Annotated in this window: 17 protein-coding genes; 11 read left to right on the top strand and 6 right to left on the bottom strand. The window is 55.6% G+C overall.

All coding sequences use genetic code 11. The features are described from left to right. Positions 1 to 35 precede the first annotated feature (35 nt). On the bottom strand, positions 36 to 791 hold the full coding sequence (locus GN112_RS23155) for a phytochelatin synthase (protein WP_155312373.1): 756 nt from the start codon (positions 789 to 791) through the stop codon (positions 36 to 38). A 170-nt stretch (positions 792 to 961) separates the two neighbouring features. Here GN112_RS23155 and GN112_RS23160 point away from each other — a divergent pair, with 170 nt between their 5' ends. The 4 genes from GN112_RS23160 (at position 962) to GN112_RS23175 (ending at position 5,482) form a co-directional block, all read left to right on the top strand. Continuing rightward, positions 962 to 2,455: a lytic transglycosylase domain-containing protein gene (locus tag GN112_RS23160; RefSeq protein ID WP_155312374.1), complete on the top strand. Its 1,494-nt coding sequence runs from the start codon at positions 962 to 964 to the stop codon at positions 2,453 to 2,455. Positions 2,456 to 2,725: 270 nt separating this feature from the next. Further along, positions 2,726 to 4,216, top strand: a complete 1,491-nt coding sequence (locus tag GN112_RS23165) for a CDP-alcohol phosphatidyltransferase family protein (protein WP_155312375.1) — start codon at positions 2,726 to 2,728, stop codon at positions 4,214 to 4,216. A gap of 161 nt (positions 4,217 to 4,377) precedes the next feature. Further along, positions 4,378 to 4,866, top strand: a complete 489-nt coding sequence (locus tag GN112_RS23170; RefSeq protein WP_155312376.1) for a YchJ family protein — start codon at positions 4,378 to 4,380, stop codon at positions 4,864 to 4,866. An 82-nt stretch (positions 4,867 to 4,948) separates the two neighbouring features. Further along, positions 4,949 to 5,482, top strand: coding sequence for a nitroreductase family protein (locus GN112_RS23175; RefSeq protein WP_155312377.1), 534 nt, complete (start codon positions 4,949 to 4,951; stop codon positions 5,480 to 5,482). A 430-nt stretch (positions 5,483 to 5,912) separates the two neighbouring features. Here GN112_RS23175 and GN112_RS23180 read toward each other — a convergent pair whose 3' ends face one another. Next, positions 5,913 to 6,470 (bottom strand): hypothetical protein, encoded by a 558-nt coding sequence (locus tag GN112_RS23180; protein WP_155312378.1) that lies wholly within the window; start codon positions 6,468 to 6,470, stop codon positions 5,913 to 5,915. Between the two features lie 340 nt (positions 6,471 to 6,810). Here GN112_RS23180 and GN112_RS23185 point away from each other — a divergent pair, with 340 nt between their 5' ends. Further along, the gene (locus tag GN112_RS23185) at positions 6,811 to 8,142 is read left to right on the top strand and encodes an IS701 family transposase (protein ID WP_155308529.1); all 1,332 of its coding nucleotides are present in this window, start codon (positions 6,811 to 6,813) and stop codon (positions 8,140 to 8,142) included. A 294-nt stretch (positions 8,143 to 8,436) separates the two neighbouring features. Beyond that, positions 8,437 to 9,693: a hypothetical protein gene (locus GN112_RS34505; protein WP_231716904.1), complete on the top strand. Its 1,257-nt coding sequence runs from the start codon at positions 8,437 to 8,439 to the stop codon at positions 9,691 to 9,693. 51 nt (positions 9,694 to 9,744) lie between these two features. On the opposite strand, the gene GN112_RS23195 is transcribed toward GN112_RS34505, so the two are convergent. Together GN112_RS23195 and rho are read right to left on the bottom strand one after the other, a co-directional pair. After that, complete coding sequence (locus tag GN112_RS23195) at positions 9,745 to 9,948, bottom strand: YwbE family protein (protein WP_155312379.1); 204 nt, start codon at positions 9,946 to 9,948, stop codon at positions 9,745 to 9,747. A 9-nt stretch (positions 9,949 to 9,957) separates the two neighbouring features. Next, the gene (gene rho, locus GN112_RS23200; RefSeq protein ID WP_155312380.1) at positions 9,958 to 11,040 is read right to left on the bottom strand and encodes a transcription termination factor Rho; all 1,083 of its coding nucleotides are present in this window, start codon (positions 11,038 to 11,040) and stop codon (positions 9,958 to 9,960) included. 371 nt (positions 11,041 to 11,411) lie between these two features. Between rho and GN112_RS23205 the strand changes: the two genes are divergently transcribed. After that, positions 11,412 to 11,984, top strand: a complete 573-nt coding sequence (locus GN112_RS23205) for a DUF309 domain-containing protein (RefSeq protein ID WP_155312381.1) — start codon at positions 11,412 to 11,414, stop codon at positions 11,982 to 11,984. Between the two features lie 84 nt (positions 11,985 to 12,068). Here GN112_RS23205 and GN112_RS23210 read toward each other — a convergent pair whose 3' ends face one another. Next, entirely contained in the window at positions 12,069 to 12,542 is a 474-nt protein-coding gene (locus GN112_RS23210; protein ID WP_155312382.1) for a pyridoxamine 5'-phosphate oxidase family protein, read from the bottom strand. Between the two features lie 306 nt (positions 12,543 to 12,848). On the opposite strand from GN112_RS23210, the gene GN112_RS23215 reads away from it, so the two are divergent. From GN112_RS23215 to GN112_RS23230, 4 genes are all read left to right on the top strand, one after another. After that, positions 12,849 to 14,126: a nickel-dependent lactate racemase family protein gene (locus GN112_RS23215; RefSeq protein ID WP_162459082.1), complete on the top strand. Its 1,278-nt coding sequence runs from the start codon at positions 12,849 to 12,851 to the stop codon at positions 14,124 to 14,126. A 587-nt stretch (positions 14,127 to 14,713) separates the two neighbouring features. Next, on the top strand, positions 14,714 to 18,217 hold the full coding sequence (locus tag GN112_RS34510) for a PAS domain S-box protein (protein ID WP_155312384.1): 3,504 nt from the start codon (positions 14,714 to 14,716) through the stop codon (positions 18,215 to 18,217). A gap of 143 nt (positions 18,218 to 18,360) precedes the next feature. After that, positions 18,361 to 19,257, top strand: a complete 897-nt coding sequence (locus GN112_RS23225) for a 1-acylglycerol-3-phosphate O-acyltransferase, YihG family (protein ID WP_155312385.1) — start codon at positions 18,361 to 18,363, stop codon at positions 19,255 to 19,257. Between the two features lie 12 nt (positions 19,258 to 19,269). Beyond that, a complete protein-coding gene (locus GN112_RS23230; protein ID WP_155312386.1) occupies positions 19,270 to 20,877 on the top strand; it encodes a fumarate hydratase in 1,608 nt (535 codons plus the stop codon). Positions 20,878 to 20,985: 108 nt separating this feature from the next. Here the strand turns inward: GN112_RS23230 and GN112_RS23235 are convergent, their stop codons facing one another. Further along, positions 20,986 to 21,696 carry a FadR/GntR family transcriptional regulator gene (locus GN112_RS23235; RefSeq protein WP_155312387.1) on the bottom strand — a complete coding sequence of 237 codons (711 nt, stop codon included), beginning with the start codon at positions 21,694 to 21,696 and terminating at the stop codon, positions 20,986 to 20,988. Between the last annotated feature and the right edge of the window lie 185 nt (positions 21,697 to 21,881).

Raw genomic sequence — 21,881 nt, forward strand, 5'->3', positions numbered from 1 at the left:
ATTTAAGCAACCTATTTTTTCTCCTCATGTTTGGGCTATCGGAGAGCGACGTAGACATACCCGCCACTGCCGTAGCCGTGCATTTTAAACATGTGGTGGTAATCCGTTGACAGCCCGTTGAAAAAGGTTTCGAAACCGACCTGATAGGGTCGCGTTTCATCGGGATCCACATCGAGCATGGTGACGCGGTCGGTTTTGGCATCATAGGCGCCCACCGGTGAAATATGGGGAATATTCAGGGTGGGGATCAGGCTGCCCTGATCAAAATGGGCGATCAGCAATCCCCTGCCGTGCCGGTCAAAATCGATCAGCCGTTTTTTCAGCAGCGTCCGGAGCGGTGATTGATGCGGCGTGTTTTTGGGCGTGGGAACAATGTCCACATGGCCGGCCGTCAACCCGTAAATGGCGATGCTGTCTTTGATTACCTGGCCCAGCAGGGGCAGGGGCAGCCCGCGGCGACCGTGATAACCGCCTGAGCTCATGCGCTGTTTCCAGTGTCCGGTGGGAACCTGGTCGAGGATTTCGGCCTGGGTGATGGGGCGGATGCCGTTGGCACCCAATGAACGGAGGGCATTGATGCACGCCACCACGCTGGCCACCGAGCATGACGAGCCGTGGAATTGCTTGACATGATGCTTCCAGATGGCCTGTTTGAGTGGGTTCCACCAGGGGCTGATCGATGGATCGACATACTTCACCCCACCCTTACGAAATGACCCACTGGCGGTCAGACGGTGAAAACCGTACCGGGTGTAAAGATAGGGGCGGACCAGATGGCGCAACAGATTCATTTTTATCTCCCGGGCAGTTCGGATGGGACGATTCCGATGGTGCAAGCATGCGTTGATGTGCTCAAAAATATGGTCATTGATCGAATCGATTCAAGTTTTTTGCACGATCGGCGATGAATCGATTGATGGATGACAATAATTCAAATAACCAAACCTGAGGATGTGCTGTTATGATCTTCAAGTGGCTATCCATTTGGATCGCGGTCGCTGCATTGATGCTGACCGTACCGGTTTTACCCGGCCACACCGCCGACCCGCTTTTCCCCGAATATCCGGAGATTACGGCCAATGTCGCTTTTTGGACCGATATCTATGCGACCTATCCGACCACCCGGGCCGTTGTGCACGACAGTTTGCGCTTGAATATTGTTTATGACGTGATCGATCTGGAGCCGGTCGACCATCCGGGTTCCCGTAAAGTCAACCGGCGGCGCATGAAAGCGGCTCGGCTCAAATATGGTCGCATCCTGAAACGGCTGGCTGCCGACCCGCAGGCCAAGGATACGGAGAGCGAGCGGGTTGCCGGGTTGTTCGGGCCCCGGGCCACTGCGCGCACCTTCGATCATGCACGCCACCGGGTGCGCTGCCAGATCGGTCAGCGGGACCGCTTCCGGAGTGGTCTGATTCGTTCGGGGGCCTACTTCGACCAGATGCGGGCGATTTTTCAAGCCTATGGCCTGCCCGGCGATCTGGCCTATCTGCCCCACGTGGAGTCCTCATTCGATACCCGGGTGACCAGTAAATCCGGCGCTGCCGGCATGTGGCAGTTCACCCGTTCCACCGGGCGGCGGTTTCTGACCGTGGACCATATGATCGACGAGCGGCGCGATCCCATTGCCGCCACCCATGCGGCCGCCCAACTGCTTATGGAAAACTATGCAAAGCTGGGCAGCTGGCCCCTGGCGATCACGGCCTATAACCATGGTGCCGCAGGAATGCAGCGGGCCAAAGCCGCGCATGGCAGTTACCCGGCCATTTTTTCCAGCTACCAGGGGCGGACTTTCAAATTCGCCTCGCGCAATTTCTATTCGGAATTTCTGGCGGCCCGGCAGGTGGCGGTCAACTACCCGCACTATTTTGGTCAGCTGACCCTGAAAACGCCGGTGCCCCTGCAAACGCTGCCGCTCGATGGGTATGTTGCCTGGGCGGATTTGTGTCGTCATCTGGAGTGCCATCCCCAGGTGCTGCAGGCCTTGAATCCGGCGCTGATGCCGCCGGTGCTCAGTGGCCAGAAATATCTTCCCCGGGGGTATGTGCTGAACCTGCCCCGGCAGAATCCATTCGAGGGCGCCGAACCCATGGCGGTGTTGCCCCTGGATCTGTTCAAACCGGCGCAGCGGGCCAGTCGTTACTATACCGTCCGGGACGGGGACACCGCCGGTAAAATTGCCCGCATGCACCGGGTGCGGGTGGCGGATCTGGTCCTGGCCAACAACCTGGATCACCGGGCCACCGTTTATCTCCGGCAGCGGTTGCGGATCCCCCATCTCCCCACGCGCACTTCTGATAAAAAGCGTTTTCCCGCGTCCTCCTCCTCCTCCAGCGTCGTTGAAAATGCAGCCGTGAAATCTTCGGCTGCCGGGAAGAGACCTGCCATCCTCGATACCATACCGGTGGAATGCGGCGATATGAGATATCGACGTTCCCCAATTTCACCAATATAACACCTCAGATCAGCGGGTTACAGGGCGGATAAAATTTATTCGGGATCCGCGGATCTCTTGACTCGATCGTGCAATGCCTTTATTATAATCGAATTTGGCCGTTTCGTGGAAATTCCGCCGCCCACATCAAGCGGGATCCTCCGGATCCGCAGGCCTGATCGGCCGGCTTTTGACGAGACCGCCTGAATTCCGCACTCCCCTAAAGGGGCACTCACGCCTGATGCGTCAGGTGAATCACCAATATGCACAAAGCCGACAGGCATTGCTTCCATGATCGATAGAATTCCGCTACCGGCGAGGTTGGCCGCCATTTTCGTATACAGTCGTCCCACTCTCATCTTCGGCGGGATGATCTGCGCACTGGCGGTCATGTGGGGCCGTAACCCGTTGGTCTATACCGTGGGCGTCTCCTTTCTGATCACCTCCATGGCCTTTGATCTGGTGGACGGCTGGTTCTCGGCTCGTTTCCGGCCCAACGCCCCCCTGGCACCGCTGGCCGACCGGCTCATGGACAAACTGGTCTACTCGATTATTTTTCCGGTCATTGCCACCGGAATGATGTGGCGACTGCTGGTGTCGGAATCCGACCCCAGCCGCATCGAACTGCTCAACGCCATTTTTGTTCTACTTCTGTGTGTTACCGTTCTGGTCCGGGACAGCTTTGCCGCCTTCATGCGCGGCTTTGCCATCCGCCAGGGGGTGGAGCCCGAGAGCAGCGAGTACAATCGCATGCGTACCATCGTTGCCGCACCGGTCAGCGCCCTGCTCTATGCCTACGCATTTTACATCCCCGAAGGTCCGGAGTCGTGGATTTATTTTCGCATTTCCTACCTGGGGAATGTCAGTCTGCGCATCCTGCTGTTTGTCGAAATTCTGTTTTTGATTATCAATCTAGGGTCCATTGCCGGCTATTGCCGCAAATACGGCACGGCCTGCCTGGATGAACTCTGTTTTGGCGACCAGATCCTGCGGCGCAAAATTCTTTCGGTGTTCCCCAATGCCCTGACGGTGATGAATGCCCTGATGGGGCTCCTGGCGGTTTTTTTCGCCTACCAGGGCCGGATCCGGGAAGCCTATCTGGTGATGATCGGGGCGGCCACCTTCGACAAACTGGATGGTTCCCTGGCCCGCCGATTGGGACTGACAGAGCCGCTTCCCGATGCGCTGCCCAGGAAAAAAATCAACATGGGCAGCATCATGGACGACCTTGCCGACGCCATCAGTTTCTGTATTGTACCGGCCTGGATTTTTTACATTGTCCTCAGCCGGTTCGGTGATGATCGTTTCGTCCATTTGCCCATCGGGTGGATCGCCCTTTTTTATGCTCTCATGGGAATGGGGCGGCTGGTCTATTTCACCCTGGACAAAACGCCCATCCCCGGTTTTTTCAAAGGGCTGCCATCGCCTGGAGGTGCCATGCTGGTCCTCTCTCCGCTGGTGATTTTTGATCATGCCCTGGCCCTATCCTCCCAGCGCGTCGTTTTCTGGGGGATGTTTGCAACCGGGACCATGGTTTTCGCCGGGGTGATCATGAATCTCTATCCGATTCGCTACATTCATCTGGGACGCACCATGAGCCGCCATCCCTGGTTTGGCAGGGCCAATTTACTCCTGTTGACCGTGGGCATGTTCACCCCGGTCTTCGGCCAGATCTGCCTCGGCTACATGGTTCTTTATCTGCTGTCACCGCTTTTTACCTGGCGCATCCATCCTGAGGACGCCGCCCGGGAAAACCGCCGCAACAACATGGTTGAAAATTGATCCGCTCAATGCGGTTACCCTGGGCGGACAACCGGTTTTGCTTGACAGAACCGGGCCCGAGCCCGTATAGGCCTTTGCCGAAGTCAGGTGGCGGCCTTTCCAGCCATGGCGATCAATTTTGCCTGACCCGATCAGAGAACCCATACTACTGGAGCAAAACCATGGAATTATGCCCCTGCGGGAGCGAAAAAGCATATGCCGACTGCTGCCAGCCGCTGATTACCGGTGAGCGCGCGGCCGAGACCGCCGAAGCCTTGATGCGTTCCCGTTATACCGCCCATGCCAAAAGAGAGTTCGACTATATTTTCGATACTACCTACCCGGACAGCCGTCAGGAAGAGGACCGCAAGGGCACCGCGGCGTGGTCCAGAAAGCTGGACTGGCAGCGGTTGGAAATCCGCGACGTGGCGGCGGGCGGCGCCGACGATACGACCGGTACGGTGACGTTCTTGGCCCGTTACCGCAAGAACGGCAAGGCCTTTGATCACCACGAAATCGCCGAGTTCGTGAAGGAAGACGACCGTTGGTACTTTAAGGACGGCCAGCCCCCGGCACCGGTCCAGGTGGTCCGAACCGGACCCAAGGTGGGCAGAAACGACCCCTGCTCCTGCGGCAGTGGGAAGAAATACAAGAAGTGCTGCGGGGCCTGAGTCCCTTTGGCAATGAAAAATTGCGTTGGCCCATGGCCGGGGCGGGCATTGCCGGAACTATCTTTCAGGGTGGGAGAAAAAGATGTTTATCGATCTTTTGCGATCACGCCGGAGCGTCCGAAAATTCATCGATCGGCCCGTTGAGCCGGACAAGGTGGACCTGCTCGTGGAAGCGGCCTTGCGGGCGCCCTCCTCTCGGGGGTTCAATCCCTGGTCGTTCGTTGTGGTCGACGATCCGGAAACGATCCGGCACCTGTCGACGTCCAAACCCCACGGGGCCTCTTTTTTGGCCCATGCGCCCCTGGCCATAGCCGTCTGTGCCGATCCGAAAAAATCCGATGTGTGGGTGGAGGATGTCTCCATCGCAGCCATCATCCTGCATCTGGCGGCCACTGACCTGGGCTTGGGCAGTTGCTGGATTCAGCTGCGCAAGCGCGACCACGATGCCAAAAAAACCGCCAGCCAGTTCGCGGCCGAGGTGTTGGGGCTGCCGGCCGGCATGACGGTGTCGGCCATCATGGCCATCGGCTATCCCGACCAGGCGTCAACGCCCCATCCCCACGAATCCCTGCAGCAGGACAAGGTCAGTTTCAATCGATACGGGAAACGACCTTAACCGCCCGATTGCAGCGGGCTGGCGGTAACCGGCGACCTGGCTTCCAGAGCAATCGCATGTAACTGTTTTTCAATTGTTCTACCCGATAGCGATGGGTCACAAATGCCAAATGGTGGTATTCTGTCCATATTATAATCGATCGGATCCTTCAATTGACATTTGGATTTTAGGCGATTGGCGGATAAGAATATACCAGGATGCGCATGATTTTCATTCGTATTCAAGGCGGGCTTTTTTACGCATAGTGGGGCTATGTGTGGAAAAGCCCAACGCAGAAGACGGATGAAAAGACAAGCAGGCGGGTATATTCTTTGACAGAAATCGCCTTATCATTTGGCATTGATTGAATTGGGGCGGTGGGTTTCTGATCACACCGCCGCCAAGAATACATCCAAATGCGATTGCCCTGACCTGGCTTCCGTCAGACCCATCAGGCCGGCCCGAACGCGCGGGTAAAAAAATCGTGGATGGCCTGCTTCCCCTCTGCGGTCAGGTTGCGGGTTCCCGTTCCCACGAATGTATCCCGGTCAAGCTCGGGCACTTCGGCGGTCCAGGCGTTATCCTTCCAGGTGAACCAGCCGTTGCGTTCCTGATCGTAGACGTGCACCGGCCGGTTGAACAGCTTGGCCAGTTCGACGCCCCAGCCGGTTCCCCCCTTGACGGTATCGTCCGGTTGAATCCAGCCGACGGCCAGCACGTGATACCCATTGTTGACCATGTGAAAAATGGACTGAATCACCTTGCGGATCTTGTTGGCATGGGCGAATTTGCGCCCCATGCGGGCGGAGACGATCTCCATGCTCACGTTGCCTTTGTCCAGTTCCTCCGGATCGAGGACCTTCATTCCGCGGGTGCGCTGGATGCTGGTGTGTCCGTCGAATGAAAAGTTGACCTCTTGAATCCCCCACTGTTCGGCCAACTGACCAAATTCGGATTCGGCCCCTTTGTGGCCGCCGCTGTAAAGGGTGATATGGGAACGATCTGTCATTTTCTTCTCCTTGGTTCTTACATGATTATTTCGAAACGGCCCTGAAACGAAGCCACCGGGCGTTGCCAACCATCCCGTATAAAAACAACTAAAGTTTCCCCTTTTTGAAAGCAGCCCGGCGGGGTGAGTACTACTGAAGAATATTAATATTTCCTGTAATAACAGATGGTTAGCAAAATGGCGGTCGCCTGTAACCTATTGAAATCATTACAGATATCGGGACCGATTTTTGGCAATATGATCAAATATTTAGTTAATACAGTATGTTAATGTTGATTGCGAGGCTCGGTTGTGGTATGTTTCTTCTTCCACAAACAAACAACCCAACCGGAGGCCTCGCATGCTTATCCTACACGACATCCTTGAAAAACTCAAAAACGAATTTGCTCAGTCCAGTAAAGGTCAGGAACGGGGAATATGGTTCGTATACACGATCGTGGCGATCATTGTTCCTTTCGCCTCATCGAGGACCTCAAACATTCTACGGTGCTTGAAGACGGTGTTCGGCTTTTCCGGGATCAGTCGTAAAAAGTTCTATACCTTCATGGCATCCCCACGGATTCCATGGCAACGGTTATGGCCCACGCTGTGGAAATTGATTCCGCTGCCAACGACCGGTGGGCGGTTAATGCTGGCTCTGGATGACAGTATCAACGCCAAGACAGGCAAGAAGATTTTCGCCTGCGACAAGGTTTTCGATCATGCTGCCAAGCAAAACCAGTCCAGGTATCCGTGGGCCCAGAACATCGTTGCTGTGGGGTTGTTGAAGATGATCAAGGGACGTTGGGCCTGTCTGCCGCTGAGTTATCGTTTCTACCTCCTGAAGAAAACCATCGAACGAATGAACCGTGACAGCAATGGACCGGAAGTGACATTCAAGAGCAAGCTTGCCATGGCGGTCGACATGATCGGTGAGATTGCCGCGGTGTTTCCCAGAAAACGGATTGTCATCATCACCGACTCATGGTTCGGCAATGGCGGCCTGTGGAAGCCATTGAAAAAACAGTTGGGCATATGGGTGGATATGATTTCCAGGCTTCGATCCAACAGCACAATATTTGAACTGCCGCCACCTCCGACCGGACGACAAGGCCGCCCGCGTAAATATGGCCGCAAGCTGGGGAATGCGGCAGCGTTGGCCGTTCGATTCAAATCGCTGGCAAAAGAATACATCGTCAACCTGTATGGCCGCAACCGGAACATCGTAGCCTATGAACGCGTGGTGATGCTCAAGACCATCCGATGTGCGGTCAAGGTGGTCTGGGTCTATCGTAAGACACAGTGGGTGGCACTTTATTCCACCGACCTGTCCCTTTCGGCTGAGCAGATTATCGAATACTATGGGGCCCGCTGGAAGATCGAAGCCTTATTCAAGGAATTGAAAAACGACATCGGCAGCGCTGACACGCAAAGCCGTCATCCGCAGGCCGTCAGCAACCATCTGCACTTTTGCATGCTGGCGACCACCGTCGCCTGGATTTACGCCAGCCGGGTCGAGAAAACGCCATCTCGCCGGCATGCCGTCGGCGGCCGCCGTCATTTTGCCTTTTCGGATGTCCGCCGATCCGTTACAAAGGCCGCGATGGACAAGGATTTTGGTAGGCTCTTCCCGGTGCCACGCAAATCCGTCTTTAATTCTCTCGTGGACGTACTGCTGCGCATGGCGGCTTGATTGAATTTAGGAAACTTTAGTAAAAACAATACACCCCGCCGTTTGCCGACGGGGTGCGCAGGAGATAATAAGTCCGGCCTTGGAGAATGCAACCACTCCCCGCCGGTTTCTTTAAAATTTAATCCTGATTATAACGGATTTTGGGGAGTTTGATTCCAATAAGCCGAACATACAGTGGCCTATCCCCCGACAAAAACACAACATGTTGATATTATTGAAGATTTGAGTCTAGACTTTTTACTAATAATTTTATATAGTTAGAGACACATCCCGCCAAAGGAGGTCTCTAACTATATGGGAATAGCAGATACAAGATCCGCTAACCGAAACAACAGAATCATATGTTTGCCCTTTTCTCAAGGCAATTATGAATGCAACATACTCAACCCGGTTGATTTCAGAACTTCCGTAAACAAAAGGATCGAACTGTTTCCGGAATTATTCCCGGCTGAAATCGAAAATGGATATCGGATGAAGGATCTTTATTACTCAAAAAAACAATCCATATGGATCCGTCGAATTAAAATATCCGGTGTTGCTTACACCATTCGTCCTTCATTTGTACTGCCATACCTCGTTGGATTTGTTGACGAAATCGAAGATGCAATGTTTTTTAGAAAGTTCGACATACCATTTTGGGCCATAAGTCGTGTTTTCGGAAAAGATCCCATGTATTGGTATCGAATCGAACAATCTATCGGGCGAAACAGCATTGTCGGAACAACTGTCCGAAATCCTCAAGATGTTCCCGAACATCTTGCCGCTGATGAAAAGCATACTCGAATTTTAGGTGAAAAAACGTATGTGGCCACGACAGTTGGTGATGGCTGTATTCTCGGTGCAGCCGTTGCCAAAGACGCCGGAGAACAAGCGTTAACAGATGCGTATCAAGTGTACAAACAAGAGGCCCAGTGTATAAAGCCGGAATATTCACCGGAAACCGTGAATATGGACGGCTGGAAAGCCACCCGAAATGCGTGGCAATTCCTCTTCCCGGCAGTAGTTATCATTTGCTGTTTTCTTCATGTGTTTATCAAAATTCGTGACCGTGCCAAAAAGAAATACCGAGATATTTTTGAAAACGCCGCATCAAAGCTATGGGAGTGTTATCGCGCTGAAAGTAAGGCATCGTTTTCCCAAAGAATAAGAAGGTTGTACGAATGGTGCGAAAAGAATGCTGTGCCATCCGTTATCATAGATCCCATAACGAAGTTACGGAAAAACATTGCCGCCTATCGTGTTGCCTACGATCATCCTAAAGCACACCGAACCAGTAACATGGTTGACCGGTTGATGCAAAGAATGGATCGCCACCTGTACAGTACCCAATATTTTCATGGATCGATGGATGCAGCGCAGTTGAGTATTCGAGGATGGACGCTCATCAATAATTTTTCACCATACAATCCTCGAACGGTTAAGTTGCACAATGGATTTAAAAGTCCGGCGGAACAGCTAAACCAATTCAGATATCACAACAACTGGTTGCAAAACTTGTACGTTTCGGCTTCTTTGGGTGGGTACCGGAGACCTCCCCAAAATCCGATATAATCAGATTTAATCAAATTCTAATGCGGCGCGGCCTCGGATGATCCGGTTCATTCATCCCTGATCTGGAAAAATAGTTTTCACCCGCCCCACTTGGCCGTCGGCGAGCCGCACTTTGATGCCGTGGGGATGACGGGCGCTGCGGGTCAGGATATCCTTGACCGTTCCCCGGGTGAGCCGACCGGTGCGTTGGTCCTTTTTGAGGACAATGTCGACGGTCGCACCCGGGTGGATGGCATTGCGGTTCTGTCCGTCCATGGAGGCCCCTCATTTCCGACCTTGGCGATCCAGGTATTCGAGAAGGTCCGCCATGGCCTTGGTGGTGTCTTTCTGGGAGAGTGCCCGGCGAATGTCTACCACCTTTTTCAATTCCTCCTTGTCCAAGAGCAGTTCTTCCTTGCGGGTGCCGCTCTGGCGAATGTCGACGGCCGGAAAGACGCGGTGTTCGGCGCAGTCGCGGCTGAGTACGAGATCCATGTTGCCGGTGCCCTTGAACTCCTGGTAGATGATGTCATCCATGCGGCTGCCCGTCTCCACCAGAATGGTGGCGATGATGGTCAGGGAACCGCCATCCTCGATGTTGCGGGCGGCGCCGAAGATTTTACGCGGCACCTCCATGGCGTTGGCGCCCAGTCCGCCGGACAGGGTCCGTCCATAACTTTCCGTTTCAGCGTTGAAGGCGCGCGCCATGCGGGTCAGGGAGTCGATGAACACCACCGTGTCCCGACCGGTTTCCGCGCAACGCATGGCCGTATGCACGGCCAGGCGGGTCATGCGCATGTGTTGGGCGATGCTTTGATCGGATGAGGAGTAGAGCACATGGGCGTTTCTCAACCCGCGTTTGAAGTCGGTCACCTCTTCGGGGCGTTCGTTGACCAGCAGAACGAAAACATTCATTTCCGGGTCGTTGGCCGTCACCGAATTGGCCATATGGCGCAACAGGGTGGTCTTGCCCGATTTCGGTGGAGAGATGATCAATCCCCGCTGTCCCCGGCCCATGGGAACGATGAGGTCCAGGGCCTGACCGGTAAGGTCCTTGGGCCCCTGGCTCATGTACAGGCGCTGCTCCGGGTTGATGCTGGTCATGGTGTGCATGGTCTCGGTGCGTCCGAACTGCTGCGGAGTGATCCCGTTGACCTGGTCGATGGCTGCCAGCTTGAGGTTCTGGTTGCCCGGATTGCCCGGTTCGCCGCGGCCTTCGATAAACGTGCCTTCCCTGAGACCGAATTTGTTGATCATGAAGGCCGGTACAAAGGTATCCGTCGGACCGGCCTGGTAGTTGCCGTCGATGTTGCGCAGAAAACCGAATCCCTTGTCCAGTATCTCTAGATGTCCACTTACCGCTTTCACTGGTTTTCTCCCGGGGTTATGCTGTTTCATGGTGTTTGCCGGTCAGTAGAATGTCGATCCGGCAGTTGTCCGGATCGTTATCGGTGGTGTTGTACATAAACGTGACTGTCATTGGCGCAATAATCCTTTTTTACGGTAATGCAAAGCTGTTGTGGAAGCCGATCAGATTTACGGAGCCGGATTCTGGGTGGCGTTGACGGTAATTCCCTAACGATAGTTGCCAAACCGGTGGGAAATTGATTAAAACGACGCTGACGATGGACTGGCATTGTAAATCGCGGTTGCGTGCCTACATAATAGAACAGACCGGCGTGTCTGACAACCTCTAAGCAACGCAACGGTTAAAATATTCTCCAAAGGAGGCACTAATTTTGCCAACGGTTAATCAACAGACCGAACGAGAGACAAATGCCGACCGGTTTGACCCGTTCAATGATCGCTTGTCCCGGGATGTGCGCAACGCGTTATCCGTGGCCTTCATGGATACGCTGGAAAGAAATGAGTTGCTACCGGTGCACCGCATCGCCGAATTTTTTATGGACGACGCACTTCCCGAAGCGATCAAGCAATATATTCAGACGCGCGTGAAGGCCTACGCGCGGGTGCTGGCCGATCTCTCCGACCGTCACCTGGATGACCCCATCGACATTGCCATGGTCATTTGGGATCGGGGCCTTTTTTTTGAAACCCACGAATTCCTGGAACAATACTGGCTGCCGGCCACCGGAGAAAAGAAAACGCTTTTCCAGGCGCTGATCCGGGCTGCCGGCGCCTATGTGCATATGGAACAGGGAAATTTACGCAGTGCCGGCAGGATCGCTGCCAAAGCGATCTACGGCCTGGAGCGGACCCAGGCGCTTCTGGCCGTCCATACCGACCCAAAACCGCTGATCGATAAACTCAGGCAACTCGATCCGGTGCCACCGAGACTTTCCCCTTTTTGAAAATGCCTCCGGATCAGGCGCTGCACGGTTTCGTGAGATTCCATTGCCGGGACCGGCGGCGGACCATGTCGGGATGGACATCCGTTACCCATGTAATCTGGCTTTGCCGGACAGGTGTTGAATCGTGATTTGCACCACGGCCGTTTTGTCCTCCAGCCTGTCGATGTAGGCCTCGCCGGCGGCAACCTGGTCCGGGGCGTATTTCCGCACCAGGGCGCGCAGGGCATCTTTTTTCAATGTCGCATTGGCCACGATTTCCGCCTCGCCCGACACAATCACGCTTTCATAGCAGGTGGAAAATTTTTCGGGAATCAATTCGGTTTTCCCGACCACGCAGAAGGAGACCGCGGGATTGGCCGCGATGTTCTCCAGTTTGTGACCTCGGGGGGCGCAGTGGAAAAAGATATGGTCTTTCATGAGCACATAGTTCAATGGCGTGCCGTAAGGCTGATGGTGGTTGTCCGCAGTGGAAAGAATGCCGTATTCCCCGCATTTTAAAAGGGCCATGGCGGTGGCGCGGTCCATACGCCGGTCTTCCCGGCGAAGTGGTCTGGTCATGGAAACTTCCTCATGGTTCGATTGATCTGGCGGGGCCCGCCGGTACCTCGCGTCCAAGCCTGGGCGTTGCCCGGTTACCCGTGAAAACGACATAACCTACTTTTTACCGAAAAACCAGATTTCCCTGGTGGTCGGACAGGGCATTCGCCCGCTGAATGGATTTTTGCCACAAATTCCCTTGACAACCATACGGCGTTGTCTGTACCAGCACGCAAGATCGGTTGGAGATTTTTGGATTTGTATTGAATGTCAATGGCTTCCGCGAACCCCGGAAACTGTCTGCAGGCGATTCAGGAGCAACCGCAAATGACCACCATCAAGATCCCATACGGTGGACGTTCCCTTCAATTTAACCTTCCGGACAGGTGCCTGGGGACGGTGTTGAGTCCTCAGTCGGTCCGGTCCCGGCACAACGCCGGTGATATCATTTCCAAGGCACTGGCGCAGCCCGTGGGAACACGGCCACTGAAGCAAATGGTCTCGCCCGGCGGCACCGTGGCGGTGATTATCGATGATATCTCCCGCTGCACCCCCACCCACCGGATGCTGCCGCTGCTGCTGGGCGAGCTGCACGATGCCGGCATAGAGGAAAAAAATATCCGGATTGTCATCGCACTGGGAACGCACCGGCCCATGACCCCGGATGAAATCCTGGCGAAAACCGGACCCCGGATCGTCGATCGTTACCGGATTGTCAATCTTTCCAGCCAGGAGACGGATCAGCAGGTCTATGTGGGCACCTCCTCCAATGGCATTCCGGCCTGGGTGAACAGAACCGTGGCCGAGGCGGATTTCCGCATCGGCGTGGGAATGATTACGCCGCATATGGACGTGGGATACAGTGGCGGCGCAAAAATCATTCTCCCCGGGGTTTGCGGCCAACGTACCGTGGATGCGTTTCATTGCCGCCAGGCCGCCCTGTATGGCAATCAACTGGGCCTGGTTGACGCGCCCATGCGGCAGGATTTTGAACGGTTTGTGGCTGAGCGCATCGGCCTTGATTTTATCTTGAATGCGATTGTCGACCAGGGCGGGGACCTGTTCGACTGTGTGGCCGGCGACTGCATCATGGCGCATCGCAAGGGGGTGACGGTGGCCCGACAGGTGTTTGGCGTTCCTGTGGAAAAGCGTTTTTCAATTGTGATTTCAAATTCCTATCCCGCCGATCGGGACTTGTGGCAGAGTGTCAAAGGCCTGGCCAGCGGTGAACTGATGACCCGGGACGGCGGAACATTGATCCTTGTGAGCCACTGCCCAGAGGGAACCCGGACCCATCCCCACTACGCCGACTATATCGGACGAGACCTGGATCAGCTTTTGGCTCAACTGGCGCGTGGCACGATCGAGGATCCCGTGGCGTGTGCCCTCGCCGTCCCCATCTGCCGAATCCGGCAACGGGTCAAGGTCGCCCTCGTCTCCGCGCACTTGAGCCACAGCGATGCCGATCGCATGGGCTTTCCCTGGTATTCCGATGTCGAGGGTGCCCTTGCCGATGCACTCGATGGCCATTGCGACAAGACGGTTGCCGTACTTACCCATGGCGGGATCAGCCTGCCACTGGTTCGTTCAGGTGGCCTGGAGTGATTTGTCGGTTGTCACCAACGGCGGGCGAAAGCCAATGAAGGTGCGATTCAACGATATGGATTCGGTTTGTCGTTTAACCAGCGCGCCACCCCCCCGATCGGCTTCGATTCATGCCGGTGCTGAAGGTATCGGTGCCAGAGATCGATACCATGCTGGCGATTCCGGACAAAATCGTGTACAGTTAACGAACGGCTTTCACCCGGAAGCAGACCACGGGATCATTGACGGATGGCTGCCACGTTATACCCTACGCTGACTGAAAGTAACCGGAATTGTTTTTCCACTGCTGATTCAGGGATCGGCCCGATTCGTCCATACCGGCCGGTTCCATCCTGACCGCTCGCGCTCGACCTGACCCTGATTGATACCATATCTGTCATCAGCGTTTTTAAGGCTGGCGGAAAGAAATAATTCCACCATCCTGCTTGTCTTTGTGACCGTCTGCTGTCTTGCCGCCACTGGCACATATCTCGATATGCGCCGGTGGCGGCGCCTTGTAGACGACCACAAGTCCGGCGCGATCTGGGGGAATTATTTCTTTCCGCCAGCCTAACTCCTTGCGCCTCACCGGCCTGTCAAGAGGGGATATGCAACCACGTCGAAAACCGGGCATTACCCGGAACCTCATTTATGGATTCGGTGTGCTGATTCTTTTGTATGCCGGTCATGCGTTCTACTCATTCCAGTGCATGCAGCGTCTTTCGGACCTGGCTCGGACCATTCATGCGCACCCGCTGGTGGTTTCCAATGCCGCACTGCGGGCCAGCGTATCCATCGGCCTTATCCATGGCGACATCAAAGACATGGTTTTGTTCGATGATCCAACCTCCACCGATTCGGTGATGCGCGCCATTGACAGGCACGAGACGGATGTGTTCAAGCAGCTTGATATCGTCATCGCGAACATTCTCGGCCAACGGGGCGCGCAGCTGGCGTCTGAGGCCATGGATTTGTTCCGAACCGGGATACCCCTTAAAGAGAAGGTCCTCGAACGGATCCGCCTGGGGGACCGGGACGCGGCGATCCGGATCATCCGAACCGAGGTGGCCGATCATGTCCGCCGGTTGGAAGATAAAATGGCCGCGCTGAACCATTACGCCAGGGACAAGGCATCGGGATTTCTGGAGGAGAGTGAACGGATCGATGCCGACCTTGCCAGGTGGTCATTGATCTTTTCCCTGACCTGGCTTGCGCTGGCGTCGACGATTGCATTTCTCACCATAAAAGGCAGCCGGCAGAACGAGGCGGCCCTGGCAGACGAGAAAGAGAAGCTGGGCGTCACCTTGAAATCCATTGGTGACGGGGTGATCGCCACGGATGAGAATGGTGCGGTGGCGTTGATGAACCGGGTGGCGGAGCAGTTGACCGGTTGGACCGAAGCGGAGGCGCTCGGCCAACCCGTCGAGCGGGTATTTACCATTATCAACGAATATAGTCGTGAGAATTGTGAAAATCCGGTGGGAAAGGTACTGGCCTCACGCAGCGTTGTCGGGCTGGCCAACCATACCGTTTTGGTCGCCCGGGACGGCAGCGAACGGGCGATTGCCGACAGTGGCGCCCCGATCCAGGCCCATGATGGAAAAGTCATCGGCGTGGTGCTGGTCTTCAGGGACCAGACCGAGGATCGCCGCTACCGGAACCGGATCATCGAAAGCGAAAAGAAATACCGGCTGCTTTCGGACAATACGGTGGACGTTATCTGGATCATGAATTTCGACCTCGAGTTCACCTACGTCAATCCCGCCATCACCAGCATCACGGGCTACACCCCCGAAGAGTGGATCGGCACCCGCCTGCCAGACCATTGCGACGAGGAAAACTTCAATAAAATGGCCACCATCGTGGCCAATGAAATGGCCAAGGGAGAGGAGAGCCGCGGTATCTCCTTCGAAGCGGTAATGCTCAAGAAAAACGGTGACCTGCTGCCGGTTGAAATTCGCGGAAGGGTGATTTACAGCGAGGATGGTCAGCCCACCCGCCTCCAGGGCGTCACGCGGGATATTACCCGGCGCAAAGCGGCCGAGGCAGACCGGGAATACCAGGCCCGGTTGCTTCAGGAGATGGGTCGGCTGGCAAAAATCGGTGCCTGGGAGTTCGATCCGGCCACCGGCCAGGGATCCTGGACCGAAGAAGTGGCCCGGATTCACGATCTCTCGCCTGGCGAGCTGACTTCCATGGAGCATGGTCTGGGTTTCTATGAGGGTGAGTCCCGCGAGATCATCCAACGTGCCGTCAAGGCGGCCGTTGAAAACGGTACGCCCTATGATCTGGAAATCGAACTGGTCAGTGCCAAGGGGATCCGCAAATGGGTGCGGACGATTGGCCGGCCAAAGATGCAGGCGGGGCGGGTGACCCACGTCCGGGGCTCTTTTCAGGACATCACCGAGCGCAAGCGGTTCGAGCAGCGCATCGACCACCTGAATCGGGTATTGCGGGCGATCCGTGATCTGAATCAATTGGTCGTCCGGGAAAAGGATTCCGAGTCGCTGATTCGCAACGGTTGTCACATTTTGGTGGACAATCGCGGCTTCGCCTCCGCCATGATCATTCTCACGGACGATAACGACCGCCCTCGCTCATGGGCCAGGGCCGGTCTTGTCAAGGCTTCGGACATTCTCAACCGCATACTTGAAGGCGGCAAGCTTCCCCGCTGCTGCGAACAGGTTCGAAGCGGGGTCAAAATCGTGTCGGTCACCGAAAAAGAGGACTATTGCATCGGGTGCCATATTCTGGAGAAGGGCCGGGGCATGCATTCGCTGGCCGCACCCCTGGTTTCCGACGATAATTATTTTGGCTGCCTAGTTGTCGCCCTGAGTGGTGATCTGCCTGTGGACGACGAGGAACTGAATTTGCTGGAAGAGGCCGCCGGCGATATCGCCTATGCGCTGCGGGTGTTGCAGTTGGACGAAAATCACAAGCAATCGGAGCATGAACGCGTTTCGCTGGAACGTCAACTGGTTCAGGCGCAGAAGATGGAATCGGTGGGACGGCTGGCCGGTGGCGTGGCCCACGACTACAACAACATGCTCAGTGTCATTATCGGCTATACCGAACTGGCCATGGATAAGGCGGGTGAGGATTCCCCCCTGATGACCGATCTCAAAGAAATCCTGCAGGCGGCCAATCGGTCGTCGGAAATCACCCGGCAACTGCTGGCCTTTGCCCGCCAGCAGACCGTCGCCCCCCAAGTGCTTGATCTGAACCATATCATGAAAAGCATGCTCAACATGCTCCGGCGGTTGATCGGCGAGGACATTGACCTTGCCTGGAATGCGGGGCTGGATCTGTGGCCGGTGAAAATCGATCCGGTGCAGGTGGACCAGATTCTGGCCAACCTGTGTGTCAATGCCCGGGATGCGATTGTCGGGGTGGGGAAGGTGACCATCACGACGGAGAATGTTCACTTCGACGAGGCGTATTGCGCCCGGCATACCGGATTTATTCCCGGTGCGTTTGTCCAACTGGCGGTCAGTGATGATGGCAGCGGTATGTCGCGGGAGACCCTGGATAAAATATTCGAGCCTTTTTTTACCACCAAGGGATTGGGCAAGGGAACGGGCCTGGGGCTGGCTACCGTTTATGGCATCGTCAAGCAGAATAATGGGTTTATTAACGTATACAGTGAACCAGAGGTGGGGACCACCGTCAAAATTTACCTGCCCCGGCATGCGGACGCGCACGTGCCGGCGGCCGATGATCCTCCCGCCAAGATTCCGACTGGCCGCGGCGAGACCCTCCTCCTGGTTGAGGACGACCCGGAGATTTTGAAGCTGGGCTGCAAAATGCTCGAGATGTCTGGCTATTCGGTATTTCCCGCTGCCACTCCGGGGGATGCCCTGGCGCTGGTCACCGCCCATGCCGGTCATATCGATTTGCTGATTACCGATGTGGTCATGCCGGAAATGAATGGCCGTGATCTGGCCGGGAAGGTGAACGACCGTTGCCCGGATGTGCGCGTCTTGTTTATGTCCGGTTACCCGGCCAACGTGATCGCTCACCGGGGGATTTTGGAAGAAGGCTTCAATTTTATTCAAAAACCGTTTTCCCGTCGGGAACTGGCCGGCAAGGTCAGAATGATCCTTGACCACTGAACCCCGATTTTTTTTAAAACTTGTTTTGTAAAACTTTTGTCAACTGCTTTGCTCCGGCTTGTCATCCTTATTTCGGTTCTTTACATTTGCTTTCCGGACATTGACCGGTTCGGCGTGATCTGAACTTATAGAGGATGATTGCCATGAAATCCATTTTAACTAGCCTGCGTGGCGCATTTTCGATCCTTATCTACGCCATCAACACGGTCGCCTGCTGCATTCCGATTTTTGCCGTGGCACTGGTTCGGTCGCTGGTTCCGATCCGGCCGGTCCAGACCTTCTGCCGGCGGTTGCTGACCGGTATCGCCAGTTGCTGGATCTGGGTGAACAATATGAACCAGCGCCTGTCCAACGGCATCCGCTGGGATGTGCAGGGTCTGGATGGCCTCGATCCCCGGGGATGGTATATGGTGGTGGCCAATCACCAGTCCTGGGTGGATATTCTGGTGCTGCAGAATGTTTTTCACGGCAAGATCCCGTTTCTCAAATTCTTTCTGAAAAAAGAGTTGTTCTGGTTTCCCCTGTTGGGCCAGGCTTGGTGGGCCCTGGATTTTCCCTTTATGAAACGATACTCGCGCCGGTTTCTGCGCAAGCACCCGCATCTGATCGGCAAGGACCTGGAGATTACCCGTAAGGCTTGCGAAAAGTTCAGAAGCATTCCCGTCTCGGTGATGAATTTTGTCGAAGGCACCCGTTTCACCCGGGAAAAGCATAGCCGCCAGCGTTCGCCCTACACGCATCTGTTACGCACCAAGGCGGGCGGCCTGGCTTTTGCCATGGCGGCCATGGGGGACAAGTTCCAAGAGATCGTGGACGTGACCATCGCCTATCCCCAGGGCGTAAGCAGTTTCTGGGACTTTGTCTGCGGCCGGGTCAAAGAGATCCGGGTGCGGATCAACATCCTGCCGGTGAACAGCGAGATGATGGGGGATTATCTTCAGGACGCGGAGTTCAAACGCAATTTCCAGGACTGGCTCAACCGTCTGTGGCAGGAAAAAGATCAGACGCTGGACCGTTTGCTGGTGGTTAACGAATGTTAAGGAGATAGAACCATGGTCGAATTCAAGTATGCGGAACTGTTGCCCCTGGGCGATGACGACACCCCTTATCGGCTGCTGACCAGCGAGCATGTCTCCAGCGTGCCGTTCGATGGCCAGCCTGTCCTCAAGGTGGCCCCCGAAGGGCTGGCGATGCTCGCCGAAGCCGCCTTCCGGGATGTTTCCCACCTGCTTCGGCCCGGGCATCTGGCCCAGCTGGAAAAGATTCTCAAGGATCCGGAGAGTTCGGACAACGATCGCTACGTGGCCCTGGAAATGCTGAAGAACGCCGTGATTTCTGCGGAAATGGAATTTCCCATGTGCCAGGATACCGGCACGGCCATTGTCATGGGAAAAAAAGGGCAGCAGGTATGGACCGGCGGCGGCGACGAGAAGGCCCTGTCGAAAGGGGTGTTCAACGCTTACACCCAGGGGAACCTGCGCTACTCCCAGAATGCGCCGCTCTCCATGTACGAAGAGAAGAATACCGGCTGCAACCTGCCGGCCCAGGTGGAGATCTACGCCACCGACGGGGATGCCTATAAGTTCCTGTTCATTGCCAAAGGGGGCGGATCGGCCAACAAGACCTATCTGTACCAGGAAACCAAGGCGGTGCTCAATCCGGGCACCTTGGTCGATTTCATCACCGCCAAGATGAAAACCCTGGGAACGGCCGCCTGTCCCCCCTATCACCTGGCCGTGGTGGTGGGCGGAACCTCGGCGGAGTTCAATCTCAAGACCGTGAAGCTGGCCTCGGCCGGCTACCTGGACAGTTTGCCCACTGTCGGCAGTGACGCCGGCCACGGCTTCCGTGACCGCGAGATGGAAGCCACCTTGCTGGAAAAATCCCGGGAACTGGGTATCGGGGCCCAGTTCGGCGGAAAATATTTCTGCCATGACATCCGTGTGGTGCGCCTGCCGCGCCATGGTGCTTCCTGTCCCATCGGCATCGGCGTCAGCTGCAGCGCCGATCGGAACATCAAGGCCAAAATCACCAGCAAGGGGATTTTCCTGGAGCAGTTGGAAACCGATCCGGCGCGCTATCTTCCCGAACCGGCGGGTGATGAAGCAGATGCCGTGGCCATCGACCTGAACCAGCCCATGGATCAAATCCGGGCCATTTTGACCCGCTACCCGGTGGCCACGCGGTTGAAATTGTCCGGTAAAATCATTGTGGGGCGCGACATCGCCCACGCCAAGCTCAAGGAGCGACTGGACAGCGGCCAGGGACTGCCCCAGTACCTCAAGGACCATATCATCTACTACGCCGGTCCGGCAAAGACCCCTGCCGGGTACGCCTCCGGTTCCTTCGGGCCCACCACGGCCGGCCGCATGGACGCGTACGTACCCATTTTTCAGGCCCAGGGGGCCTCCATGGTGATGCTGGCCAAGGGCAACCGCTCAAAAGCGGTCACCGATGCATGCAAACAATACGGCGGATTTTACCTGGGATCGATCGGTGGGCCGGCCGCCAGGCTCGGCAAGGAGTGCATCACTTCGGTGGAGGTGCTCGAGTATCCCGAACTGGGCATGGAGGCGATCTACATGATCACGGTCAAGGACTTTCCGGCGTTTATTCTCGTGGATGACAAGGGCAACGATTTTTTCGAAAAGCTGCTGTAGGCTGCCAATCCAAAGCATAACCGGGGGACTGCTCACGGCGGTCCCCGGTTATGCCCTTTTCGTCAGTGGAATTCCGTTGCCTCCGTCATTTCTTCTGCGTACCCGTCGTTACCGTCCCTGTCTTGCGATCATCTGGTCCACATATTCGATATGCTGCTTCATGGCCTGGTGGGCCGTTTCCGGGTCGTTTGCGCGAATGGCCCGGTAGATGGCCCGGTGCTGTTCCGGAATGGTCTGCATGTCAACGGGATTCTGGTACAGATCCTCGAGATTGGCCTGGACGCCGGTGAACAAGTAATCATAGACATTTTTCATGATCAGGACCTGCAGGCGATTTTTGGTGGCGTAGGAGACGGCCATATGGAAAGAGACGTCGGCCTCGGAGCTCAAACGGCCGGCGTTGATTTCTTTTTCCATGGCTTCGATACTTTTTTCCATGAACCGGAAATCCTTTTCGTCGGCCCGTACCGCTGCCATGGCGGCGGCATTGCACTCCAGCCCCAGGCGGACCTCCAGTACATCGGTCAGCGAGGCGTCCTGGCTTTTCACCATGGTGGCCAGCAGACTGCGCTTGCGGGATTCGGGAGAACGGACGAAGGTGCCCTGTCCCTGCCGCTGCTCCAGCAGGCCCATGACCACCAGTTTGTTGATGGCGTCCCGGACCGATGTCCGGCTGACGCCGAAGGCGGCGGCCATCTCCCGTTCCGTGATGATCTTTTCGCCGGCCTTGAATTCACCACGGAAAATCAGTTCCCGCAGTTGGTCGAACACTTGATCGGAAATGCGCTTGGGTCGAATCGGTTTGATTGAGGGGGGCATAATCAATAAAGGCTCCGCTTTGGAAAATTGGTCAGACCAATGCATCAAGGCCATTTATGAGGCCATACGGTAACTGTCCGTTAACGTCTGGATACCATGTAGCTACAGTAATATCAATCTATTTTGTCATTTGTGCTTGACAGTCGTCTTTGCCCTTGGATAATAATGGTTAAACCAATCTTATG

Source organism: Desulfosarcina ovata subsp. ovata (assembly GCF_009689005.1).
In the GTDB taxonomy this organism is placed as follows: domain Bacteria; phylum Desulfobacterota; class Desulfobacteria; order Desulfobacterales; family Desulfosarcinaceae; genus Desulfosarcina; species Desulfosarcina ovata.

Bases quoted from the DNA above. Each gene is read 5' to 3' on its own strand.
- GN112_RS23230 (WP_155312386.1), top strand. From the start codon at position 19,270: ATGGTCGAATTCAAGTATGCGGAACTGTTGCCCCTGGGCGATGACGAC.
- GN112_RS23165 (WP_155312375.1), top strand. From the start codon at position 2,726: ATGATCGATAGAATTCCGCTACCGGCGAGGTTGGCCGCCATTTTCGTA.
- GN112_RS23175 (WP_155312377.1), top strand. From the start codon at position 4,949: ATGTTTATCGATCTTTTGCGATCACGCCGGAGCGTCCGAAAATTCATC.
- GN112_RS23160 (WP_155312374.1), top strand. From the start codon at position 962: ATGATCTTCAAGTGGCTATCCATTTGGATCGCGGTCGCTGCATTGATG.
- GN112_RS23180 (WP_155312378.1), bottom strand. From the start codon at position 6,470: ATGACAGATCGTTCCCATATCACCCTTTACAGCGGCGGCCACAAAGGG.
- GN112_RS23215 (WP_162459082.1), top strand. From the start codon at position 12,849: ATGACCACCATCAAGATCCCATACGGTGGACGTTCCCTTCAATTTAAC.
- GN112_RS23195 (WP_155312379.1), bottom strand. From the start codon at position 9,948: ATGGACGGACAGAACCGCAATGCCATCCACCCGGGTGCGACCGTCGAC.
- GN112_RS23155 (WP_155312373.1), bottom strand. From the start codon at position 791: ATGAATCTGTTGCGCCATCTGGTCCGCCCCTATCTTTACACCCGGTAC.
- GN112_RS34510 (WP_155312384.1), top strand. From the start codon at position 14,714: ATGCAACCACGTCGAAAACCGGGCATTACCCGGAACCTCATTTATGGA.
- GN112_RS23185 (WP_155308529.1), top strand. From the start codon at position 6,811: ATGCTTATCCTACACGACATCCTTGAAAAACTCAAAAACGAATTTGCT.
- GN112_RS23210 (WP_155312382.1), bottom strand. From the start codon at position 12,542: ATGACCAGACCACTTCGCCGGGAAGACCGGCGTATGGACCGCGCCACC.
- GN112_RS23235 (WP_155312387.1), bottom strand. From the start codon at position 21,696: ATGCCCCCCTCAATCAAACCGATTCGACCCAAGCGCATTTCCGATCAA.
- GN112_RS23170 (WP_155312376.1), top strand. From the start codon at position 4,378: ATGGAATTATGCCCCTGCGGGAGCGAAAAAGCATATGCCGACTGCTGC.
- GN112_RS34505 (WP_231716904.1), top strand. From the start codon at position 8,437: ATGGGAATAGCAGATACAAGATCCGCTAACCGAAACAACAGAATCATA.
- GN112_RS23225 (WP_155312385.1), top strand. From the start codon at position 18,361: ATGAAATCCATTTTAACTAGCCTGCGTGGCGCATTTTCGATCCTTATC.